Origin of the sequence: Streptosporangium album, from assembly GCF_014203795.1 — a bacterium.
Lineage (GTDB): Bacteria > Actinomycetota > Actinomycetes > Streptosporangiales > Streptosporangiaceae > Streptosporangium > Streptosporangium album.
This window is the reverse complement of the sequence record NZ_JACHJU010000001.1, coordinates 1,542,322-1,560,309: the sequence shown is the minus strand read 5'-3', so window position 1 is coordinate 1,560,309 and position 17,988 is coordinate 1,542,322. Positions and strand designations below refer to the sequence as shown.

Annotated in this window: 10 protein-coding genes and 1 pseudogene; 3 read left to right on the top strand and 8 right to left on the bottom strand. The window is 69.5% G+C overall.

Going from position 1 to position 17,988, the window contains the following annotated elements; all coding sequences use genetic code 11:
* Window positions 1-360: 360 nt before the first annotated feature.
* The 4 genes and pseudogenes from FHR32_RS42890 to FHR32_RS07290 all read right to left on the bottom strand — a co-directional run bounded on the left by FHR32_RS42890 (window position 361) and on the right by FHR32_RS07290 (window position 4,980).
* The gene (locus tag FHR32_RS42890; protein WP_221465300.1) at window positions 361-1,140 is read right to left on the bottom strand and encodes an alpha/beta hydrolase; all 780 of its coding nucleotides are present in this window, start codon (window positions 1,138-1,140) and stop codon (window positions 361-363) included.
* 47 nt (window positions 1,141-1,187) lie between these two features.
* A pseudogene (locus FHR32_RS47170) lies at window positions 1,188-1,952 on the bottom strand (alpha/beta fold hydrolase); the annotation flags it as partial.
* Window positions 1,953-2,260: 308 nt separating this feature from the next.
* On the bottom strand, window positions 2,261-3,334 hold the full coding sequence (locus FHR32_RS44130; protein ID WP_184753596.1) for a hypothetical protein: 1,074 nt from the start codon (window positions 3,332-3,334) through the stop codon (window positions 2,261-2,263).
* A gap of 71 nt (window positions 3,335-3,405) precedes the next feature.
* Window positions 3,406-4,980 (bottom strand): amidohydrolase family protein, encoded by a 1,575-nt coding sequence (locus FHR32_RS07290; protein ID WP_184753595.1) that lies wholly within the window; start codon window positions 4,978-4,980, stop codon window positions 3,406-3,408.
* Between the two features lie 390 nt (window positions 4,981-5,370).
* On the opposite strand from FHR32_RS07290, the gene FHR32_RS07285 reads away from it, so the two are divergent.
* Window positions 5,371-7,107 (top strand): serine/threonine-protein kinase, encoded by a 1,737-nt coding sequence (locus FHR32_RS07285; protein WP_184753594.1) that lies wholly within the window; start codon window positions 5,371-5,373, stop codon window positions 7,105-7,107.
* A gap of 37 nt (window positions 7,108-7,144) precedes the next feature.
* On the opposite strand, the gene FHR32_RS07280 is transcribed toward FHR32_RS07285, so the two are convergent.
* The gene (locus FHR32_RS07280; protein WP_184753593.1) at window positions 7,145-8,353 is read right to left on the bottom strand and encodes an acyltransferase family protein; all 1,209 of its coding nucleotides are present in this window, start codon (window positions 8,351-8,353) and stop codon (window positions 7,145-7,147) included.
* Between the two features lie 160 nt (window positions 8,354-8,513).
* Here FHR32_RS07280 and FHR32_RS07275 point away from each other — a divergent pair, with 160 nt between their 5' ends.
* Window positions 8,514-9,419 (top strand): helix-turn-helix domain-containing protein, encoded by a 906-nt coding sequence (locus FHR32_RS07275; protein ID WP_184753592.1) that lies wholly within the window; start codon window positions 8,514-8,516, stop codon window positions 9,417-9,419.
* Between the two features lie 234 nt (window positions 9,420-9,653).
* Here the strand turns inward: FHR32_RS07275 and FHR32_RS07270 are convergent, their stop codons facing one another.
* The 3 genes from FHR32_RS07270 to FHR32_RS07260 are packed head-to-tail and all read right to left on the bottom strand — an operon-like array spanning window position 9,654 to window position 14,904.
* Entirely contained in the window at window positions 9,654-10,967 is a 1,314-nt protein-coding gene (locus FHR32_RS07270; RefSeq protein WP_184753591.1) for a maltokinase N-terminal cap-like domain-containing protein, read from the bottom strand.
* A 4-nt stretch (window positions 10,968-10,971) separates the two neighbouring features.
* Entirely contained in the window at window positions 10,972-12,675 is a 1,704-nt protein-coding gene (gene treS / locus FHR32_RS07265) for a maltose alpha-D-glucosyltransferase (protein ID WP_184753590.1), read from the bottom strand.
* A gap of 45 nt (window positions 12,676-12,720) precedes the next feature.
* Entirely contained in the window at window positions 12,721-14,904 is a 2,184-nt protein-coding gene (locus tag FHR32_RS07260) for an alpha-1,4-glucan--maltose-1-phosphate maltosyltransferase (RefSeq protein WP_184753589.1), read from the bottom strand.
* A gap of 353 nt (window positions 14,905-15,257) precedes the next feature.
* Here FHR32_RS07260 and glgP point away from each other — a divergent pair, with 353 nt between their 5' ends.
* The gene (gene glgP, locus FHR32_RS07255) at window positions 15,258-17,840 is read left to right on the top strand and encodes an alpha-glucan family phosphorylase (RefSeq protein ID WP_184753588.1); all 2,583 of its coding nucleotides are present in this window, start codon (window positions 15,258-15,260) and stop codon (window positions 17,838-17,840) included.
* The last annotated feature ends 148 nt before the right edge of the window (window positions 17,841-17,988 follow it).

Genomic DNA, 17,988 nt, shown 5'->3' with positions numbered 1-17,988 from the left:
CACGGTTTACTTCCGCGTGGGGGCTGCCCTCGGATAGTTCGCCGTCCGGGATCACCGGTAGCGTGGCCTTGGGCAGGTGCGCCGCGCAGAGCGTTCCGCCGACGATGCCGAACATCATGCGCAGCACTGTCGCCGTCGTCCCGGCGCTGCTTATGATCCTGTCGTGTACGACGACGGCCTGGTGGTATGTACCGATACAGAGCTGATCATCAACCGCTACTACTTCCCGCGGGGGTCCGCCAAGCGGATCCCGCTCTCCGACATCCGGGAGGTGCGCTGGGTGTCACTGCCGAACGGCAGTTGGCGGATCTGGGGTTCCAGCGACCTCGTGCACTGGCTCCACCTGGACTCCAGCCGACCTCAGAAGAAGGCCGCGCTCGTCATCGATCTGGGCCGGAGGATCATACCGATGATCACGCCCGACAAGCCGGGCCGGCTCGTCGTGGAGCTTGCCGCCCACGGGATCACCACCAGCAGGGACTTCCCGCAGGGCCCCGCACGACTCGCCTGATCGCGAGAGATCGCAGGTAGCAGCCGGTGGCCGAACCGGGTGACGGCCACCGGCAGCCCTGCGCAAAAAGGGGCAGCGCCCGCAGGGTGCGGGCGCTGCCGAGGGTGTTGCGGGGTTGTGGGGGTCAGCGGGCGTGAACGGGACGGCCGGTCCGGGTGAGCGGCTGGTCTCTTGTCGAGTCCGTCTGGGCGGGCGGTTGCGTCGGGTACTCGGGGGGCGCAGCGGGTGCCGGGCGGCGGCATCTTGAGCTCGATCAGGTACTTCACGATCTTGTCGTGGGCGCAGACGCTGTTGCGGAACTGGCCGTGCCCGACGCCCTCGTACTCGAGCACGATCGACTGCGGGATCTGCTGCGCGGCCGCGTGGTTCCACGCCGCCGGGGTGCCGACGTCGTAGCGGGCCGTCGCCACCAGGATGGGCGGGTTGCCGCTGATCCTGAGCCGGTGCTGCGGGTTGGACACGGGACCCTGCCAGTTGAGACAGCTCGCCACGTCGGACCAGAACGGCGAGAGCTTCGTGTGCGGGGCGATCGTTTCAAGCCGCCGCCGGTATCGGTCGAGCTGGGAGAAGCTCTTGACGTTCCACTTCCAGTCGGAACACCAGATGACGGGATAGGGGTTGTTGACCACTTCGGCCTTGGTGGTGGGCGCGGGCGTCGAGGGCGTGCCCTGGTGATGCTGTGGTCCATGTTGGAGTCGACCGCCATCGCACGGATGTTCCCCGGGAACAGTTCGGCGTACTGCTGGCCGACCTGCGTGCCGTAGGAGATCGCGAAGAAGCTGATCTTGCGTTCGCCGAGTGCCACCCGGATCGCGTCGATGTCGCGGGCCGCGCTGGTGGTGTCCACATGGTCGAACAGCGGGCCGGTCTGCTCACGGCAGTCCTTCGACAGGTCCGCGTTGAACTGCAGGAGCGCCTGGTACTCAGCCTCGCCGGCCGGATAGGTGGCCGGTGCACGGTCGACCAGGTCCTCGCTGCACACCGCCTGGGTGCTGCGGCCGACGCCACGCGGGTCCAGACTGACGAGGTCGAAGTACTGCCGGATGGGGTCGCTGTCCGGGATGGCGCGGTTGAGGATGAACGGGTTGATTCCCGAGCCGCCGGGACCGCCCGGGTGGACGACCAGCACACCGATCCGTTTGGCCGGGTCCAGCGCCTTGAGCCGGCCGACCGGCAGGTCAAGGGTCGGCCCGCTCGGCTTCTTCCAGTCGATCGGCACCTTCAGGGTCGCGCACTCGCCCTTATGGGTGGTGCCGCACTCCGCCCACTGGATCGGCGTGGAAGGGTGCCATCCTGATGCCGCGGCCTGCGCGACAGCCGGCTCAGCGGGGGCGGCTCCGCGAGGACCGGCTGCACGAGCGAGGTCGTCAGCGCGAGTCCCGCGAGCGCGACAGTGAATAACCGTCTCTTCATGTGTTCCTTTCACCGCCACGTGTCGCATGCGAAGGGGCGGTAGCAGATCAGGAACGTACAGAAACGGCTTCACCCGCTGCCGGTGCCGCTCGCCGGTGGGGCGAGTGCCGCGTCGCCGGTCGTGGGGCCGCCTGGACCCGTCTCGCATGCATGCTCTTCCAGAGGATGTGCTTCGCTGGTCGCTACCGGGCGATAAGGCCAAAAATCGTGATACCTGTAGACCAAAATGATCATAGCGATCAAACGGTACCGATATTGGTATTCGAGAGTCCGGAAGATGGGAGGCCGGGGCGGACGCGCCGATATCAGCCTGTTCCGAACCGGTCAGCCGGTCCCTCAGCCGCCGAAGGCGGGATACCCCGGCAGCGCGGCTACCTGCCACTCTCCGGCCGTCTTCCGCAGCAGCAGGCGCATGGTCTCCGCGAACGCCGGGAACTCCTCCAGCGTGCTCGCCATCTCCCAGCGGTGCCTCAGCAGTTGACGCATCGTCTGCACCGGCCGCCGGGTCGGGTGCAGCGGCCGGTCCCCCTCCGCCGTGCGGGGCAGCAGCGCCACCGTCGCATTCACCGTCCATACGGCGATCGCCCGGCGGATCCCGGCCTGCCACACCGCGTCCTCGGCCAGCGCGGGGTATACCGCGGCGACCTCCGCGCGGTAGGTCTGCTCGATCTCCTCCGCCAGTCCGGCCGGCAGGGTGAAGACGCACCAGCAGGTGGAGAAGGGCATCCGGCAGTACGCGGCCGTCAGGAAGACCGACTGGTAACACGCGGATTCGAAGTCGAGCAGTCGCAGGCCGTCCGGGGTGAGCAGGTTGTTGTCGGGGCAGGTGTCACCCGGGGTGAAGGCCGGGTATCCGTCCTCACCCACCGCCCCGATCAGCGTCAGCTCCCCGGCCAGCCCCGGCGGCACCGCGATTCCGGCCCCGGAGAGCAGCATGAGCAGGGCGGCCGCGTCCTGCGTGATCCACGGCTCCTCCTCCCAGGACGGCAGGCCCCTGCCGTACGTGGTCCACAACCGTGCGAGGTCGGCGCGCCGGTGCACCGATTCGGCGGCCAGCCGTCCGAGCCCGTGGGCCCAGGCCAGCAGCCCCTCTCTGGCGGCCTCCGGATCGTCTCCGAGGAGCACGTCCGCCAGCGTCGGCGCGTTCCCGAGATCCGTCATCACCAGTAGCGGGATCGAGGCGTCCACACCCAGCAGCTCAGGACCCGCCAACCGCAGGGAGAGCCCGGCGGCCTCGGCCGCGAAGCCGCGCAGTGCCTCCGGGCCGGTGCCGAACGCCTTGACGACCACGCTGCCGCCTCTGGCGGTCCGGCAGCGCAGAACGGTGCTACGCGGGCTGCCGCCCAGGTCGGCGGGTCCGAAGAGTCGGACCCCCGCCACGTCGCCTGCGGCGCGCCCGATCGCTTCCATCCCGGCATCCTGCCACCCCTTCCGCCGGGGCTCCGCACCAGGCGGGCAGGGGCGCAGGATGCCGTCACCCGTCACCCGTCGTAGCGGTCCTCGAAGGCGGTGAAGGCGGCCTCCTGCTTCCATTCGGCTCTGGCCTTCGCGCTCCCCTTCAACAGCGCGCGGCAGGCCGTGGCGGGTTTGGCGCCGCCGAGCGGCGAGCCCGCGCACTCCGTCGCCGGCGTGTGGTCGTCGGGTGCCCGCCAGAGGCTGCGGCCCTGCAGGAAACTGTGGTCGAGCGCGGTCCGGGCCAGGGTCCTCAGCTCGGTGTAGTGCAGCCCGTAGTCCGTGACCGCCCGGATGTACTCGCTGGTCATGTCGGTGTGTTCGATGCCCGCGTCGTCGGTGACGAGGGCGACGGGCACGCCGGCCCTGCGGTACGCCGCGAACGGGTGCTGGGCGCCGCACACTTTGAGGATCTGACAGTTGCTGGTGAGGGCGATCTCGATGAGGACGTGCTTGCGGGCCAGTTCGGTCAGCAGGCCCTCTGGGTCGTCCTCGCCGCTGACGTCGACACCGTGCCCGATGCGTTCGGCGTGGCCGGTCTCCACGGCGTCACGGATGTGGAACCGCAGGTCCGCGGCCGGAGCAAGGCCGGGGGCGAGCTCGCCGGCGTGCAGGGTGATGTGGGCCTTGGGGTTCTTGAAGTAGAGGCTGTGAAGATAGCCGAGCATGCGCATCTGGAGGCGGTAGTCGCGCAGTGCGACCGGGTCGTCCTCCGGGGCGACGAGGTTGACGCCGACATAGCGCTTGTCGGCCTTGGCCAGCTCGAATCCCAGCACCATCTGGCCGAAGACGACCTCGGGTGCGGCAGTGCGGGTGACCTGCAGGAGGAAACGGAGCGGCAGCTCGCAGCCGGGGTCGGAGCCCGTACGGCCGCAGCGGAGACCGGTGCGCATCTGGGCGATGTCGGCGTCGGCGTCGGCGCGCGCCGCCTTGACGATCTTGGCCATCGCGCCGTCGGCGAGCAGCCGGCTGTGCAGCCGCGCCAGGTCGGTGCCGGCCCCGACCTTCTTGACGAGCTCCTGGACCGCTGTCGACTGGCGGGACAGCATGACCTCCAGGGCGAACTCGTGCTGGGCCGCCGCCTGCGAGGCGAACGCGGCCAGCATCTCTCCCTTGTGGGAGCTCGCGGCCCCGAACTTGCCGAACGCCGCGAAGAAGTGGTCATGGCCCGATTCGGTCCCCGGGGTGAACCCCCGCATCGACCACGCCCGCAGGATCTCGTCGGCGAAGTGCGCGTCGGTGGTCGCGTCGCGAGCCGGCCGCTGGCCGGTGTTGCACGGCGCCGCCGACGCGGTGAAGGACGTGATGTCGATGCACAGGCCGTCACGCTCGGCGGAGTGGAGCAGAAACTCGGTGGGCACGGCACCCGACAGGTGCGCGTGAAGGTCGGTGCCCTTGGGTAGGTCGGATATGAACTCCCGGAGCCGGCCCGGCTCGCGGCGGATGCCGTCGAGATACGCCTCAACCTGCGGAACCGTACCCTGCGCGACAACTTGTGGGACGGTTTTCCATGTGGCACCGTCGTTGGCGGACCCCGCGCCCGCCATCCCTCCGGCGATCGCGACCGCTATCCCGATCGCGATGAAACCCCTGTTCAGTATCATGCTCGCCAGCCAAGCATGATCTTTACGTATGGTCACGTAGCGTAGTCGATACGTTTCTCTATGTCATCGATGGTTGTGGGCGGCTCTGGGAACGTGTGTCGCCACAAATGCCGGTCCGTCCTCCTGGTGCGGCTGACGGGATAAGCGGCGGGCCGGGAGGCGACGCGCCGGTGGAGGAAGAATTGACAGCGTCATGACGGGGAATGGCATTCAATTCGTTGAAGGTCGGTTATTGCGGTCTGGGTCGACTTTGCCGGAAGGGTCTGAAATCTGAAAGTCTTCCGCTTTCTTGTGGGGGTCATCTATCGTCGTGGTTCACACCGCGATCGCCGAGGTTTCCATGACCGGGTTTCCATGACCGGGTTTCCATAAAAGGGGAAGAGGTGGGCGTTGCCGGGTCGCCGCCCGCTGGAGCCGGGAGATCCCGAGCGGATCGGTGATCACCTGCTGATCGGGGTGCTGGGTGAGGGCGGTCAGGGCATCGTCTATCGCGCCCGTACCCCGACCGGCACACCGGTGGCGATCAAGGTGCTGCACGCCCGGACGGCGGCCGATCCCGGTGCGGGCCGGCGGCTGCTGCGCGAGGCCGAGATCGCCCGCCGGATCGCGCCCTTCTGCACCGCGCGGGTGCTGGACATGGGGGTGTTTCGCGGTCGTCCCTACATTGTCAGTGAATACATCCCCGGGATCGCGCTGGACGCGTTGGTGGCCCGGGACGGTCCGCGTGCCGGCAGTGGTCTGCACCGTCTGGCGGTGGCCACGTTGACCTCGCTGGCCGCGATCCATCGGGCCGGGGTCGTCCATCACGATGTCAAGCCCGGCAATGTCATCTTGGGCCCGGAGGGTCCGGTGGTCATCGATTTCGGGATCTCGCGGGTGCTGGAGCAGGTGAGTACGCGTTCGGGTCCGGTGGGTACCCCGGCGTACATGGCGCCTGAGCGGTTCGAGCGCCGGCCGGCCGGGCCGGCGGCCGATGTGTTCGGGTGGGCGGCCACGATGGTGTTCGCCGCGACGGGTCATCCGGCTTTCCGCGGGCCGTCCCTGCCCGCGGTGATGCATGCCATCGTGGTGGGTGAGCCCGATCTGGACGGGGTGGCGGAGGAGTTGCGTCCGTTGCTGGCGGCGTGTCTGGACAAACGTCCGGGTGAGCGGCCCGGTGCCGCTGTGGTGTTGCGTCATCTCACCCATGACTATCGGCCTGGTCTTTCCGTTCTGCCGGGCTTGGTGCCGGGTGGGTCGGTGGGGGTGAGTGTGCCGGTCGGTTCGGTGTCGGGGGTCACCTCTGGCCGGCGGCGTCGTGTGCTGCTCGGTGGTCTGATCGCGTTGGCCGCCGCCGGGGTCGGCGTGGCCGTCCCCTCCTGGCTGAGCGGGCCGGACGGCACCCACCTCGCAGCCCCTGACCCCACAGAATCCACGACCTCTGCCGGGAGCGCTCTGGGCCGGCCGCTGACCGGCCATGGCGCCGCCGTCACGTCGGTGGCGCTGGGGGTGCTGGGTGGTGAGGCCGTCGCGGTCTCGGGTGGTTCCGATGGCACGGTGCGGGTGTGGGATCTGGCGGCGGGCAGGCAGATCGGCCGGTCCCTGACCGGCCACTTCGACACCGTCTGGTCGGTGGCGCTGGGGGTGCTGGGTGGTGAGGCCGTCGCGGTCTCGGGTGGTTCCGATGGCACGGTGCGGGTGTGGGACCTGGCGGCGGGCAGGCAGGTGGGCGCATCTCTGACCGGCCAGGGTGACGCCGTCTGGTCGGTGGCGCTGGGGCAGGCGGACGGTGAGGCCATTGTTGTCTCCGTCGGCTATGACGGCACGGTGTGGATGCGGGATCTGATGACACGGAAGCAGATCGGCACGTCCCTGACCGGCCGTCTCGACACTGTCACGTCGGTGGCGCTGGGGGAGTTGGGTGGTGAGGCCGTCGCGGTCTCGGGTGGTTCCGACGGTACGGTGCGGGTCTGGGACCTGGTGAGGGGCAGGCAGCTGGGCCGGCCCCTGACCGGCCACAGCGGGGCTGTCACGTCGGTGGCGCTGGGGCGGGTGGACGGCGAGGTCGTCGCCGTCTCCGGCGGCTCCGACGGCACGCTGCGCCTGTGGAAACTCGGCCTGCCCGGTCCTCCGCCGTCCCCGCGGTGATGCCTCGCCCACGCCCGATCCCCGCATGCCGGTGCGCCTACCCGCGCATCCCGAACAGGGACCGGGTCAACCGCGTGCGCCGCACCAGCAGGTCGTACGCGGCCACGGTCAGGGTGAGCGAGATCGCGACGATCACGACGTACTTGGCCACGATAGGCGCGCCCCAGCCGACCACGCCGTACGCGACCGCGACGACGATCGGCTGGTGCAGGACGTACAGCGGCAGCGCGGCGGTGGCCAGATAGCCGTACAGCCGTCGGCCCAGGCCACCCGGCGATTCCTGTACGGCGGCCGGTGCCGGGCGACGGCGGTCGAGAAGTCCCAGGATCGCGACCAGCCAGCACCACCCCGTCGCGCCGTACAGTATTCGGGCGCCGATCGCGAGCGGGGTCATGTCCGTGAAGGGGTCGCCGCCGAAGACGTTGCCCACGACCAGGAACCCCGGCATGCCGACCAGGAAGAGGACGGCACCGAGCACGGCGGCCGGCACCGCGTCGCGGCGCATCGCGGTCCGGAACCGCTCGTCTGCGGCGAGCACGAACCCGTACAGGAAGAACAGCAGATACGCCCAGCGGCTCCACGCGGCGAACGCCTCCTCCAGGCCCATCAGCGCGCTGACCACCGCGACCGGGACGGCCGGCAGCAGTATCGCGCCGCGCCGCTGTGCCGCCGCGGCCAGGTGGTCGCGGATCCGGCGGCCGCGGTCGCGGGGGAACCAGCGGATCAGCGGTGCCAGCAGGAGCGAGAACGCCAGCAGCAGCACCACGAACCACAGGTGCCCGGCCTCGAAATACCTGCCCCGCAGGACGAAGGGGAAGTCGGACAGATCCAGGTGCACGTCGAAGAACCGGGGCAGGAACCGCAGATACGGCTCGTGGTAGCCGGGGTCGGCCCGCAGGCGCAGCCACTGCGGCACCGGGATGATCGTGAGGATCGCGAACACCAGCGGCACGCCGAGCCGCAGCAGCCGCTCCACCGCGAACCTGGCGGGGCCACGCCTGCGCAGCGAATGCCACGAGCCCAGGCCGGCGATGAGGAAGAGCATCGGCATCGCCCACACCACGCCGATACCGGCGAGGACCGTGGTCACGTCGGTGGTGTCGGCGTTCTTGACGTAGTAGTCGTCGCGCGTGTCGAACACCAGCGCCGAGTGGAAGAACACCAGCCCGACGACCACAAGGGTGCGGATCGCGTCCAGTTCGGGACGCCGTGCCGCCTTGGGTGGTCCGGTGCGCTCGGTCGTCATCCCGCCTCCGCCGCGTCTGGCCTTCTCCGCTGCCGTCGTACGCAACGGGACCAGTCTCGGGCCTGTCCGATGCCGGGCGCTATGGGGAAATCGTTGGATAGTTGAACTCCGCGCGAAAAAGAGTGGAGTCTCCAGTGGCTGGAAGGTTGAGGCTGGCCTCGTGAACGACCGCACCGAGCTGTTCACCATCGGACAGCTCGCCCGCCGTACCGGCCTGCCGGTGCGGACCATCCGTTTCTGGTCCGACGCCGGCGTCGCTCCGCCGACGCGCCGCTCGGCCGGTGGTTACCGGCTCTACGACGCCGAGGCGGTGGCGCGCCTGGACCTGGTGCGGACACTCCGCGAGCTGGGACTGGACCTGGACACGGTCCGGCGGGTCCTGCGCAGGCAGGGCACCGTCGCCGACATCGCCAGGGCGCATGCCGACGCCCTGGACGCGGAGATCCGCGTCCTCCAGCTACGGCGGGCGGTGCTGCGGTCGGTCGCCCAACGAGGAAGCACCACCGAGGAGATGAGACTCATGCACAAGCTCTCCCTGCTGTCCGCACAGGAGCGGCAGCGCGTCATCGACGACTTCGTCGACCAGGCCTTCGCCGATCTCGACGCCGACGCGCCGGGGGCCGGCATCGCGCGGGCGATGCGCCAGATGCCGGCGGAGCTGCCGGCCGATCCGACCGCCGAGCAGGTGGACGCCTGGGTGGAGCTCGCCGAGCTCGTCGCCGACGAGTCGTTCCGGCGGCGGGTGCGGCAGATGGCGGTGACGGGGGCCGAGGCCGGCGAGCAGCCGCAGCCGTACGACCCCGCGCCGGTCCTGGAGCACGCCGGCGGCGCGGTGGCGGCGGGGATCGCCCCGGACTCCGCCGAGGGCAGGGCCGTCCTGGACCGGATCGTCGCCGCCGACACCCCCGCGGAGGAGCGCGTACGGCTGGCCGACCAGTTGGAGACGTTCACCGACCGGCAGGTGGAGAGGTACTGGCAGCTGATGGGGGTCATCAACGGCCGGCCGTCGTTCCCGCCCCGCGTCCCGGCGTTCGAGTGGTTCATCGCGGCGCTCCGCGCACACTGACGGGAGGCGTCTTCCGTCGCCTGCTCAGCGATCCGTGCCGCGGCACAGGACCGCGATGCCCTCTGGGGCACCGAGGACGTCCGCGGTGCCGGCCAGCGCGTCGAACGCGTACCCGGACTGGGCGTGGCCGGTGAACAGAGCGGGCGGGTTGATGCAGGTCGGGGTCGCCGGGGCCGCGGAGAGGCGGCCGATCGCGGAGATCCGCGTGTCTCACCCGGTTCTCGGGCGGCAGGCCTAGCGCCCCATCTGGAAGGCGGCCAGCGGGATGGGGAGCCAGGTGGGGCGGTTACGGGCCTCGTAGGTGACCTCGTAGACGGCCTTCACCAGCTCCAGGGCGCGGAGCAGGACGGCGTCCTCGGCGTGCAGGCGGCCGCCGCCGGCGGAGTAGCCGGCCAGGAAGGAGGAACGGTTGAGCTCGGCCCACTCGATGGCGCGGGGGCGCAACTGCTCGGCGTCGGGGTGGCCGGCCAGCAGATGGCGGGCGGCGTAGTCGAACGAGCGCAGCATGCCGGCCACGTCCCGCAGCGGCGAGGACAGGGCGCGGCGCTCGGCGAGGGGCTGGCCGGGCTCGCCCTCGAAGTCCAGGACGACCCAGTCGCCGGTCGTGCGCATCACCTGGCCGAGGTGGTAGTCGCCGTGGACGCGCTGGACGGGGATCTCGGAGATCACGTCGGCGACCCGCTGGTAGGCCTCCTGGGCCACCCGGGCGTGCTCGGCGAGCTCGGGCACCTCGTGGACCGCGCCGGCCAGGCGGCGGCGGTGGTCCTCGATCATCTGCTTGACCTCCTGCGTCTCCATCACGTCGGTGGGGAACGCGGCGGCCAGTTCGTGGTGGACCTCGGCGGTGGCCACGCCGAGCCGGTAGGCCTCGGAGCTGAAGTCGCCGCCCGCGTCGGAGGCCGAGGGGTCGAGCGAGGCGTACAGGTCGCGGACGCTGGCCAGGGCCAGGGCCCAGCCGTCGTTGGCGGTGGCGAGGAACTCCTGGGTCATCGCCAGCGTGGTGGGCTCGCCGTCGAGCTCGGCCTCGATCCAGCTGTACGGCTGCGCGATGTGGTGGGAGCCGTTCCGGGCCAGGGCGGTGACGATCTCCAGCTCGGGGTTGAGCCCGGGGATCAGGCGGCGGAACATCTTGCAGATGTAGGTCTCGCCGTACACCAGGGAGGTGTTGGACTGCTCCGCGCCGAGCACCAGGCTGCGCAGGGAGGTGTCGATCTCCACCCCCTCCAGGTGGCGGAAGCGCAGCGGGCCGAGGTCGCGGCCCTCGGCCATACCGGTGAGCAGGGTGGCGGTGAGGTCGGGGTCGTAGGCGGCGTCGTAGCAGCCGTCGCCGATCCGGGCGTGGCTGTAGCGGCCGGAGGTGTCTCCGCCGGTGCCGAGCAGGAGCTGGTAGCGGTCGCGTGTCCCGGCCTGACGGACCGAGATGATCAGATGACGGAGGCCGTGGGTGAGCTCGACGTCGGAGTCGACGACGAGCTCGTCTATCGGCCGCCCCTTACCGGCGAACCATCGCTGATGGGTGATCCAGCCGGTAAGGAGCTCCGTCAACACGGCTTTACGCCTCCTGGTTTGCGGGTGGCAGGGTGAACCAGTAGAACCCATGCCCAGGAAGCGTCAAAAGATACGGAAGTTCGCCAATCGGCGGGAAAGGAACTCCACCCATGGTTTCGACGGGCACCGAGCCCTCGAACCGGCGCAGGTCGAGCTCCACCGGTTGCGGGAACCGCGAGAGGTTGTTCACGCACAGGATGCGGTCGTCGCCCAGCTCACGCACGTAGGCGAGGACGCTCGGGTTGGAGGAGTTCAGCTCGGTGAACGCCCCCAGGCCGAAGACCGGATGCCGCTTGCGGATGTCGATCATGCGCTTGGTCCAGTGCAGCAGCGAGCCGGAGCTCTTCTGCTGGGCCTCGACGTTGATCGCCTGGTAGCCGTAGATCGGGTCCATGATGACGGGGAGATACAGCCGGCCGGGATCGCAGTCGGAGAACCCGGCGTTGCGGTCGGGGCTCCACTGCATCGGGGTGCGGACGCCGTCGCGGTCGCCCAGCCAGATGTTGTCGCCCATCCCGATCTCGTCGCCGTAGTAGAGGACGGGAGAACCGGGCAGGGAGAGCAGCAGCGCGGTGAACAGCTCGATCTGGTTGCGGTCGTTCTCCAGCAGCGGCGCCAGCCGCCGCCGGATGCCGACGTTGGCCCGCATCCGGGGGTCCTTGGCGTACTCGGAGTACATGTAGTCGCGCTCGTCGTCGGTCACCATCTCGAGCGTGAGCTCGTCGTGGTTGCGCAGGAAGATGCCCCACTGGCAGTTCTCGGGGATCTTCGGAGTCTGGGCCATGATCTCCGAGATCGGGTAGCGCGACTCCCGCCTGACGGCCATGAAGATGCGCGGCATCAGCGGGAAGTGGAACGCCATGTGGCACTCGTCGCCGCCGGCCGCCGGGTCGCCGAAATACTCCACGACGTCGGCGGGCCACTGGTTGGCCTCGGCCAGCAGCACCCGGTCGGGGTAGAGGCGGTCGACCTCGGCCCTGACCCGCTTGAGGTATTCGTGCGTCCTGGGCAGGTTCTCGCAGTTGGTGCCGTCCTGCTCGAACAGGTAGGGGATGGCGTCCATCCGGAACCCGTCGATGCCGAGGTCCAGCCAGAACCGCAGCACCTCCAGCATCGCGTCCTGGACGTCCGGGTTCTCATAGTTGAGGTCCGGCTGGTGGGAGAAGAACCTGTGCCAGTAGTACTGGCCCCGCACCGGGTCGTGGGACCAGTTGGACGTCTCGGTGTCGATGAAGATGACCCGGGCGTCCTGGTACGTCTCGTCGGAGTCGCTCCAGACGTAGAAATCGCCGAACGGACCCTCGGGGTCGTGGCGGGAGGCCTGGAACCAGGGATGCTGGTCGCTGGTGTGGTTCATCACCAGGTCGGCGATGACACGCATGCCCCGCTTGTGGGCTTCATCCACCAATTTCACGAAATCCCCGAGATCCCCGAACTCGGGAAGGATTTTCATGAAGTCCGCGATGTCGTAACCGCCGTCGCGGAGCGGGGATTCGTACAGGGGGAGCAGCCAGAGGCAGTCCACCCCCAGCCACTGGAGATAGTCCAGCCGGTTGATGAGACCGCGGATGTCTCCGGTGCCGTCCCCGTTGGAATCGGCGAATCCCCGGATGAGCACCTCGTAGAAAACGGCGCGCTTGAACCAGTACGGGTCGCGCGGCTTCTCCTCGTCGAAGGTGTTCGGAATGGGCTCAGGTAGCTGACTCACCAGTGGACTCCCCGCTGTTCTGCCGGTATCGCGCACCCGGCCGGCTCACCGCTGGTTCGCCGTCGCGGCACGCAAAGTGAAGATGTGTGCTGGGTGGATATGGGGATCGAGGCGCACGTAGTTGTCCTGCCGCCAGCGATACGACTCGCCCGACAGTTCGTCGTCAACGACGAACTCGGCACGCCAGTCGAGACCGAGGGCCGGCATGTCCAGGGACACCGTGGCCTCATGGGTGTTGTGTGGGTCAAGATTCACGACCGTCAGAACCACGTCGCCCAGGCCGTGCCGTCGTGTGGCCGTGTCATGGGCGCCGGGCAGCCGCTTGGAGAAGCAGACCACATCCGGATGGTCGACGCTATGGAACCGTAGGTTACGCAGTTCCTGGAGCGCCGGGTGTGCTCTTCGCAACAAATTAAGTTGCGTGATGAAGGGAGCCAGGCTAAGGCCCTCACGTTCGGCCTCAGCCCAATCGCGAGGCTTATACTGATATTTCTCGCTATCTAGGTATTCTTCACTACCGGGTCGAACTGGAACATTCTCCGCAAGCTCGTATCCGGCATATACGCCCCAGGTCGGCATCGCCATCGCCGCAAGGACCGCTCTGATCCGAAATGCTGAGACTCCCCCGTGCTGTAGGTATTCATGAAGAATGTCCGGAGTATTGACGAATACGTTCGGCCGCAGGAAGTGCGATGTCTCGCCGGAGAGTTCACCGAGGTAGTCCTCGACCTCCTGCCTGGAGTTCTTCCAGGTGAAGTAAGTGTAGGACTGGTGGAAGCCGACCCTGGCCAGCGCCTGCATCATCGCCGGGCGGGTGAAGGCCTCGGCCAGGAACAGCACGTCCGGGTCGGTGGAGTTGATGTCGGCCAGCAGCCGCTCCCAGAAGGCCACCGGTTTGGTGTGCGGGTTGTCCACCCGGAAGATCCGTACGCCGTGGTCCATCCAGAGCCGCACCACCCGCTTGACCTCGGCGTAGATGCCCTCCGGATCCTTGTCGAAGTTCAGTGGGTAGATGTCCTGATACTTCTTCGGCGGGTTCTCCGCGTAGGCGATGGAGCCGTCGGCGCGGATGTTGAACCACTCCGGGTGCTCCTTGACCCACGGATGGTCGGGCGCGCACTGCAGGGCCAGGTCGAGGGCGACCTCCATGCCGAGTTCGCGGGTCCTGGCCACGAAGGCGTCGAAGTCCTCGAAGGTGCCGAGGTCGGGGTGGATGGCGTCGTGGCCGCCCTCCTCGGAGCCGATCGCCCAGGGAGAGCCGGGGTCGTAGGACTCGGGCGTCAGGGTGTTGTTGCGGCCCTTGCGGAAGCTGTGTCCGATCGGGTGGATCGGCGGCAGGTAGACGACGTCGAAGCCCATTTTGGCGACCGCGGGCAGCCGCTTCGCGGCAGTCGTGAAATTTCCGGACTTGGGGGCAGTGTCATGTTCGACGATCGCCCCCTCGGAGCGCGGGAAGAACTCGTACCAGGATCCGAACAGCGCCCTGCGCCGGTCGACCCTGACCGTGCGCCTGGACGATTTCGTCACCAGGTCGCGGAGCGGGTGCGCGCGCAGCAGCTCCGCCGTGTCCGGGAGCTGGGCCACCGAGAACCGGGCGCGTGGGTCGAGGTCCCCGTCGCGCAGCTTGGCCGCCACCGCCAGGAACGCGGCCCGGTGCCCGCAGACGTGAACGTCCGCGGCCGCCTCCAGCACCGCCGTCTCGGCGCTCAGGGTCACGCCGCGGGCGGCCTTCCCCGGAGCCTTCGCCGCCTTCGCGCTCCTGCCCTTCACCGCCTTGCCGTCCGCGGCCCCGGTCCTGGCGACGGGCCTGCGGGCCACACTCCCGCAGTCCGCGGGCCGTACGGCTCTGGCGGCGCGTTCGAAGAGCCGGGCGCCCTCCTCGCACATGAGCTCGGCGTCCATGTCACGTGGGATCTTGATGCCCGCGTCGTGGAGCCAGGTGGCCATGGGGTCGCTCCACGCCTCGACGCGGAAGTGCCAGTCGCCCTCGGTGGGCAGCGTCACCTCGACGCCCCAGCGGTCGGTGCCCGGGGCAAGCTCGTGCATGCGCAGCAGCGGGCCGCGCACGCCGTCGGGACCGATGAGAACGGCTCCGGCGGCCACCGCGTCGTGTCCCTCCCGGAACACGGTGGCGGAGATCTCGAAGGTCTCGCCCGCGGCGGCCTTGGCGGGGCGGCGCCCGCAGTCGACCGTGGGCTGGATGTCCTGGATTGGGATTCGTCCGATCATCGCGTCTCAAGGTAGCGACGGCACGCCCGGTACCGCCGGGAAAAGTCGGCAGAAAAGATCTTCGCGTTTTCAAACACCCCGTCACCGGCCCCGGGGACGGGTCGGCGTCCTGCCACCCCTCGCGGACGGCCGGGTCCGGGGAGCAGGGCGTTGCGGTCCATAGATGCGTTGCCCCAATAGTCCATCTTCATGCCTGTCGGGGGAAGAATGCGGGACCTCTTCCTCCCGGCGCGTTGCACTGGGACGTGACCAACCTGACTTTGATGTGTTTGGAGGTGATTGATAGCGGTGAGGGGGAGACGCGTGAGTGTTGGGGTCGCCCTCGTGGCGCTGAGTAACTAGGGTCTGGCAGCGTGAGAGCAATCCGCAGGTTCACCGTCCGCACCGTCCTTCCTCCGGAGCTGGCCTCCCTCGGCGAGCTTGTGCACAATCTTCGCTGGTCGTGGCATCCCGAGACACTCGACCTCTTCGCCGAGGTCGACCCGGTCGTCTGGGAGCGTGTAGGCCACGACCCCGTCGCCCTCCTCGGCGCGGTCGACGCGGGACGTCTGCGCGAGCTGGCCGCCGACCGCCGATTCCTGCGACGGGTCGCCGACGCGGCGGACGACCTCCGTGAGTACATGACCGCGCCGCGGTGGTATCAGACCATCCCCGACGCCCCACGGGCCGTCGCCTACTTCTCGCCCGAGTACGGCATCGCCGCCGCTCTGCCGCAGTACTCCGGCGGCCTGGGCATCCTCGCCGGCGACCACCTCAAGACGGCCAGCGATCTCGGCGTGCCGATCCTGGCGGTCGGCCTGCTGTACCGGCACGGCTACTTCACCCAGTCCCTCTCGCCGGAGGGCTGGCAGCTGGAGCACTACCCGTCCCTCGATCCCGGCGGCCTGCCGCTGACCCTCCTCAAGGAGGAGGACGGCACGCCGGTGCGCGTCGGCATCACCCTGCCCGAACACCGCACGCTGCACGCCCAGGTCTGGGTGGCCCAGGTGGGCCGGGTCCCGCTGCTGCTGCTCGACTCCGACGTGGCCGAGAACGACAACGGCGCCCGCGACGTCACCGACCGCCTGTACGGCGGGGGCACCGACCACCGGCTGATGCAGGAGCTGCTGCTCGGCGTCGGCGGCGTCCGCGCCATCCGCGCATACTCCCGGGTCAGCGGCCACCCCGAGCCCGAGGTGTTCCACACCAACGAGGGACACGCGGGCTTCCTGGGACTGGAGCGCATCCGCGAACTCACCGAGAGCAGGCTCTCCTTCGACGAGGCGCTGGAGGCGGTCCGCGCCGGCACGGTCTTCACCACCCACACGCCCGTCCCCGCCGGCATCGACCGCTTCCCGAGCGACATGATCGCCCGCCAGTTCGGCGGCGACAACGCGTGGCCGACGGTCCCGGTGGACCGCATCCTGGCGCTCGGCGCCGAGGACGAGCCGGGCAAGTTCAACATGGCCGCCATGGGAATGCGGCTGGCCCAGCGGGTCAACGGCGTCTCGGAGCTGCACGGCGAGGTCAGCCGGGAGATGTTCCAGGGCCTGTGGCCGGGCTTCGACGTCGACGAGGTCCCGATCGGCTCGATCACCAACGGCGTGCACGCGCCCACCTGGGTCGGCCGCGAGATCATGGAGCTGGCCGGCCGGGAGCTGCCCACGCTGGTCGAGCGGGCCCAGGGCTGGGAGGGCGTCAACAAGATCTCCGACGCCGACATCTGGGAGATCCGCGGGCGGTTGCGCGCCCGGCTGGTCGGGGGAGCCCGCGAGCGACTGCGCCGTTCCTGGCTCGACCGGGGTGCCTCCCGGGCCGAGCTCACCTGGATCGACGACGCCCTCGACCCGAACGTGCTGACCATCGGGTTCGCCCGCCGGGTCCCCTCCTACAAGCGGCTCACCCTGATGCTGTCCAACCCCGACCGGCTCCGCGAGCTGCTGCTCGACCCGGACAAGCCGGTGCAGATCGTGATCGCGGGCAAGGCGCACCCGGCCGATGAGGGCGGCAAGAAGCTCATCCAGCAGATCGTGAAGTTCGCCGACGCGGAGGACGTCCGGCACCGCATCGTCTTCCTGCCCGACTACGACATGGCCCTGGGCCAGCTCCTCGTCCAGGGCTGTGACGTGTGGATGAACAACCCGCTGCGCCCCCTGGAGGCGTGTGGCACGTCCGGGATGAAGGCCGCGCTGAACGGCGGGCTCAACCTGTCGATCCGCGACGGCTGGTGGGACGAGTGGTACGACGGCACCAACGGCTGGGCCATCCCCACCGCCGACGGCGTCACCGACCCCGACCGCCGTGACGAGCTGGAGGCCGGCGCGCTCTACGACCTGATCGACCACGAGGTGGCCGACCGGTTCTACGACCGCGCCTCCGACGGTCTGCCGCTGCGCTGGCTGGAGATGGTCCGGCACACCCTGACCTCCCTCGGCCCCAAGGTCCTCGCCGGCCGGATGCTCCGCGACTACGTGGTCGGCCTCTACGCCCCGGCGGCGGGGTCCGCACGGGCCCTGCTGGCCGACGGCTACGAACCGGCCAAGAGCTTCGCCGCGTGGAAGCTGAAGGTCTCCCAGGCGTGGCCGGGGGTCCGGGTCGAGCACGTGGAGGCCTCCAACCTGGCGGACACCCCCGAGGTGGGGGCGGCGCTGGAGCTGCGGGCCACCATCGCCCTGGGCGAGTTGGAGCCCGGAGACATCCGGGTCCAGGCCGCCTACGGCCTGGTCGGGCTGCACGACGAGCTGGTCGGCCCGGCGTATGCGGATCTCGCCCTGGAGGCGGTCGGCGACGACGGCAAGGCGGTCTTCGGCGGCACCATTCCGCTGGACCGCACCGGAGCCTTCGGCTACACCGTCCGGGTCGTCCCGGACCATCCCCTCATGGCGACACCCTCCGAGCTCGGCATGATCGCCGTCCCGGAGGAGCCCGCCGGCATGACCAACGGCACTCTGCGCTGAGGCGGGCGACCGGGCAGGTGAGGAACCCCGGCCGGGGGAAGGCCGGCCGGGGACCCGGGGAGACCCGCGGGGAGCCGGTCACGCGCGAGCGGGCCGGGGGAGCGGGACTCACGCCCGGCTCCCCCGGCCGCCGCGGGCCGTCCCGGGA

What these genes read in the sequence shown, in the direction of transcription:
- FHR32_RS44130 (WP_184753596.1), bottom strand. Translation starts at nt 3,334, where the DNA reads ATGGAAGCGATCGGGCGCGCCGCAGGCGACGTGGCGGGGGTCCGACTC.
- FHR32_RS07290 (WP_184753595.1), bottom strand. Translation starts at nt 4,980, where the DNA reads ATGATACTGAACAGGGGTTTCATCGCGATCGGGATAGCGGTCGCGATC.
- FHR32_RS07280 (WP_184753593.1), bottom strand. Translation starts at nt 8,353, where the DNA reads ATGACGACCGAGCGCACCGGACCACCCAAGGCGGCACGGCGTCCCGAA.
- FHR32_RS07260 (WP_184753589.1), bottom strand. Translation starts at nt 14,904, where the DNA reads ATGATCGGACGAATCCCAATCCAGGACATCCAGCCCACGGTCGACTGC.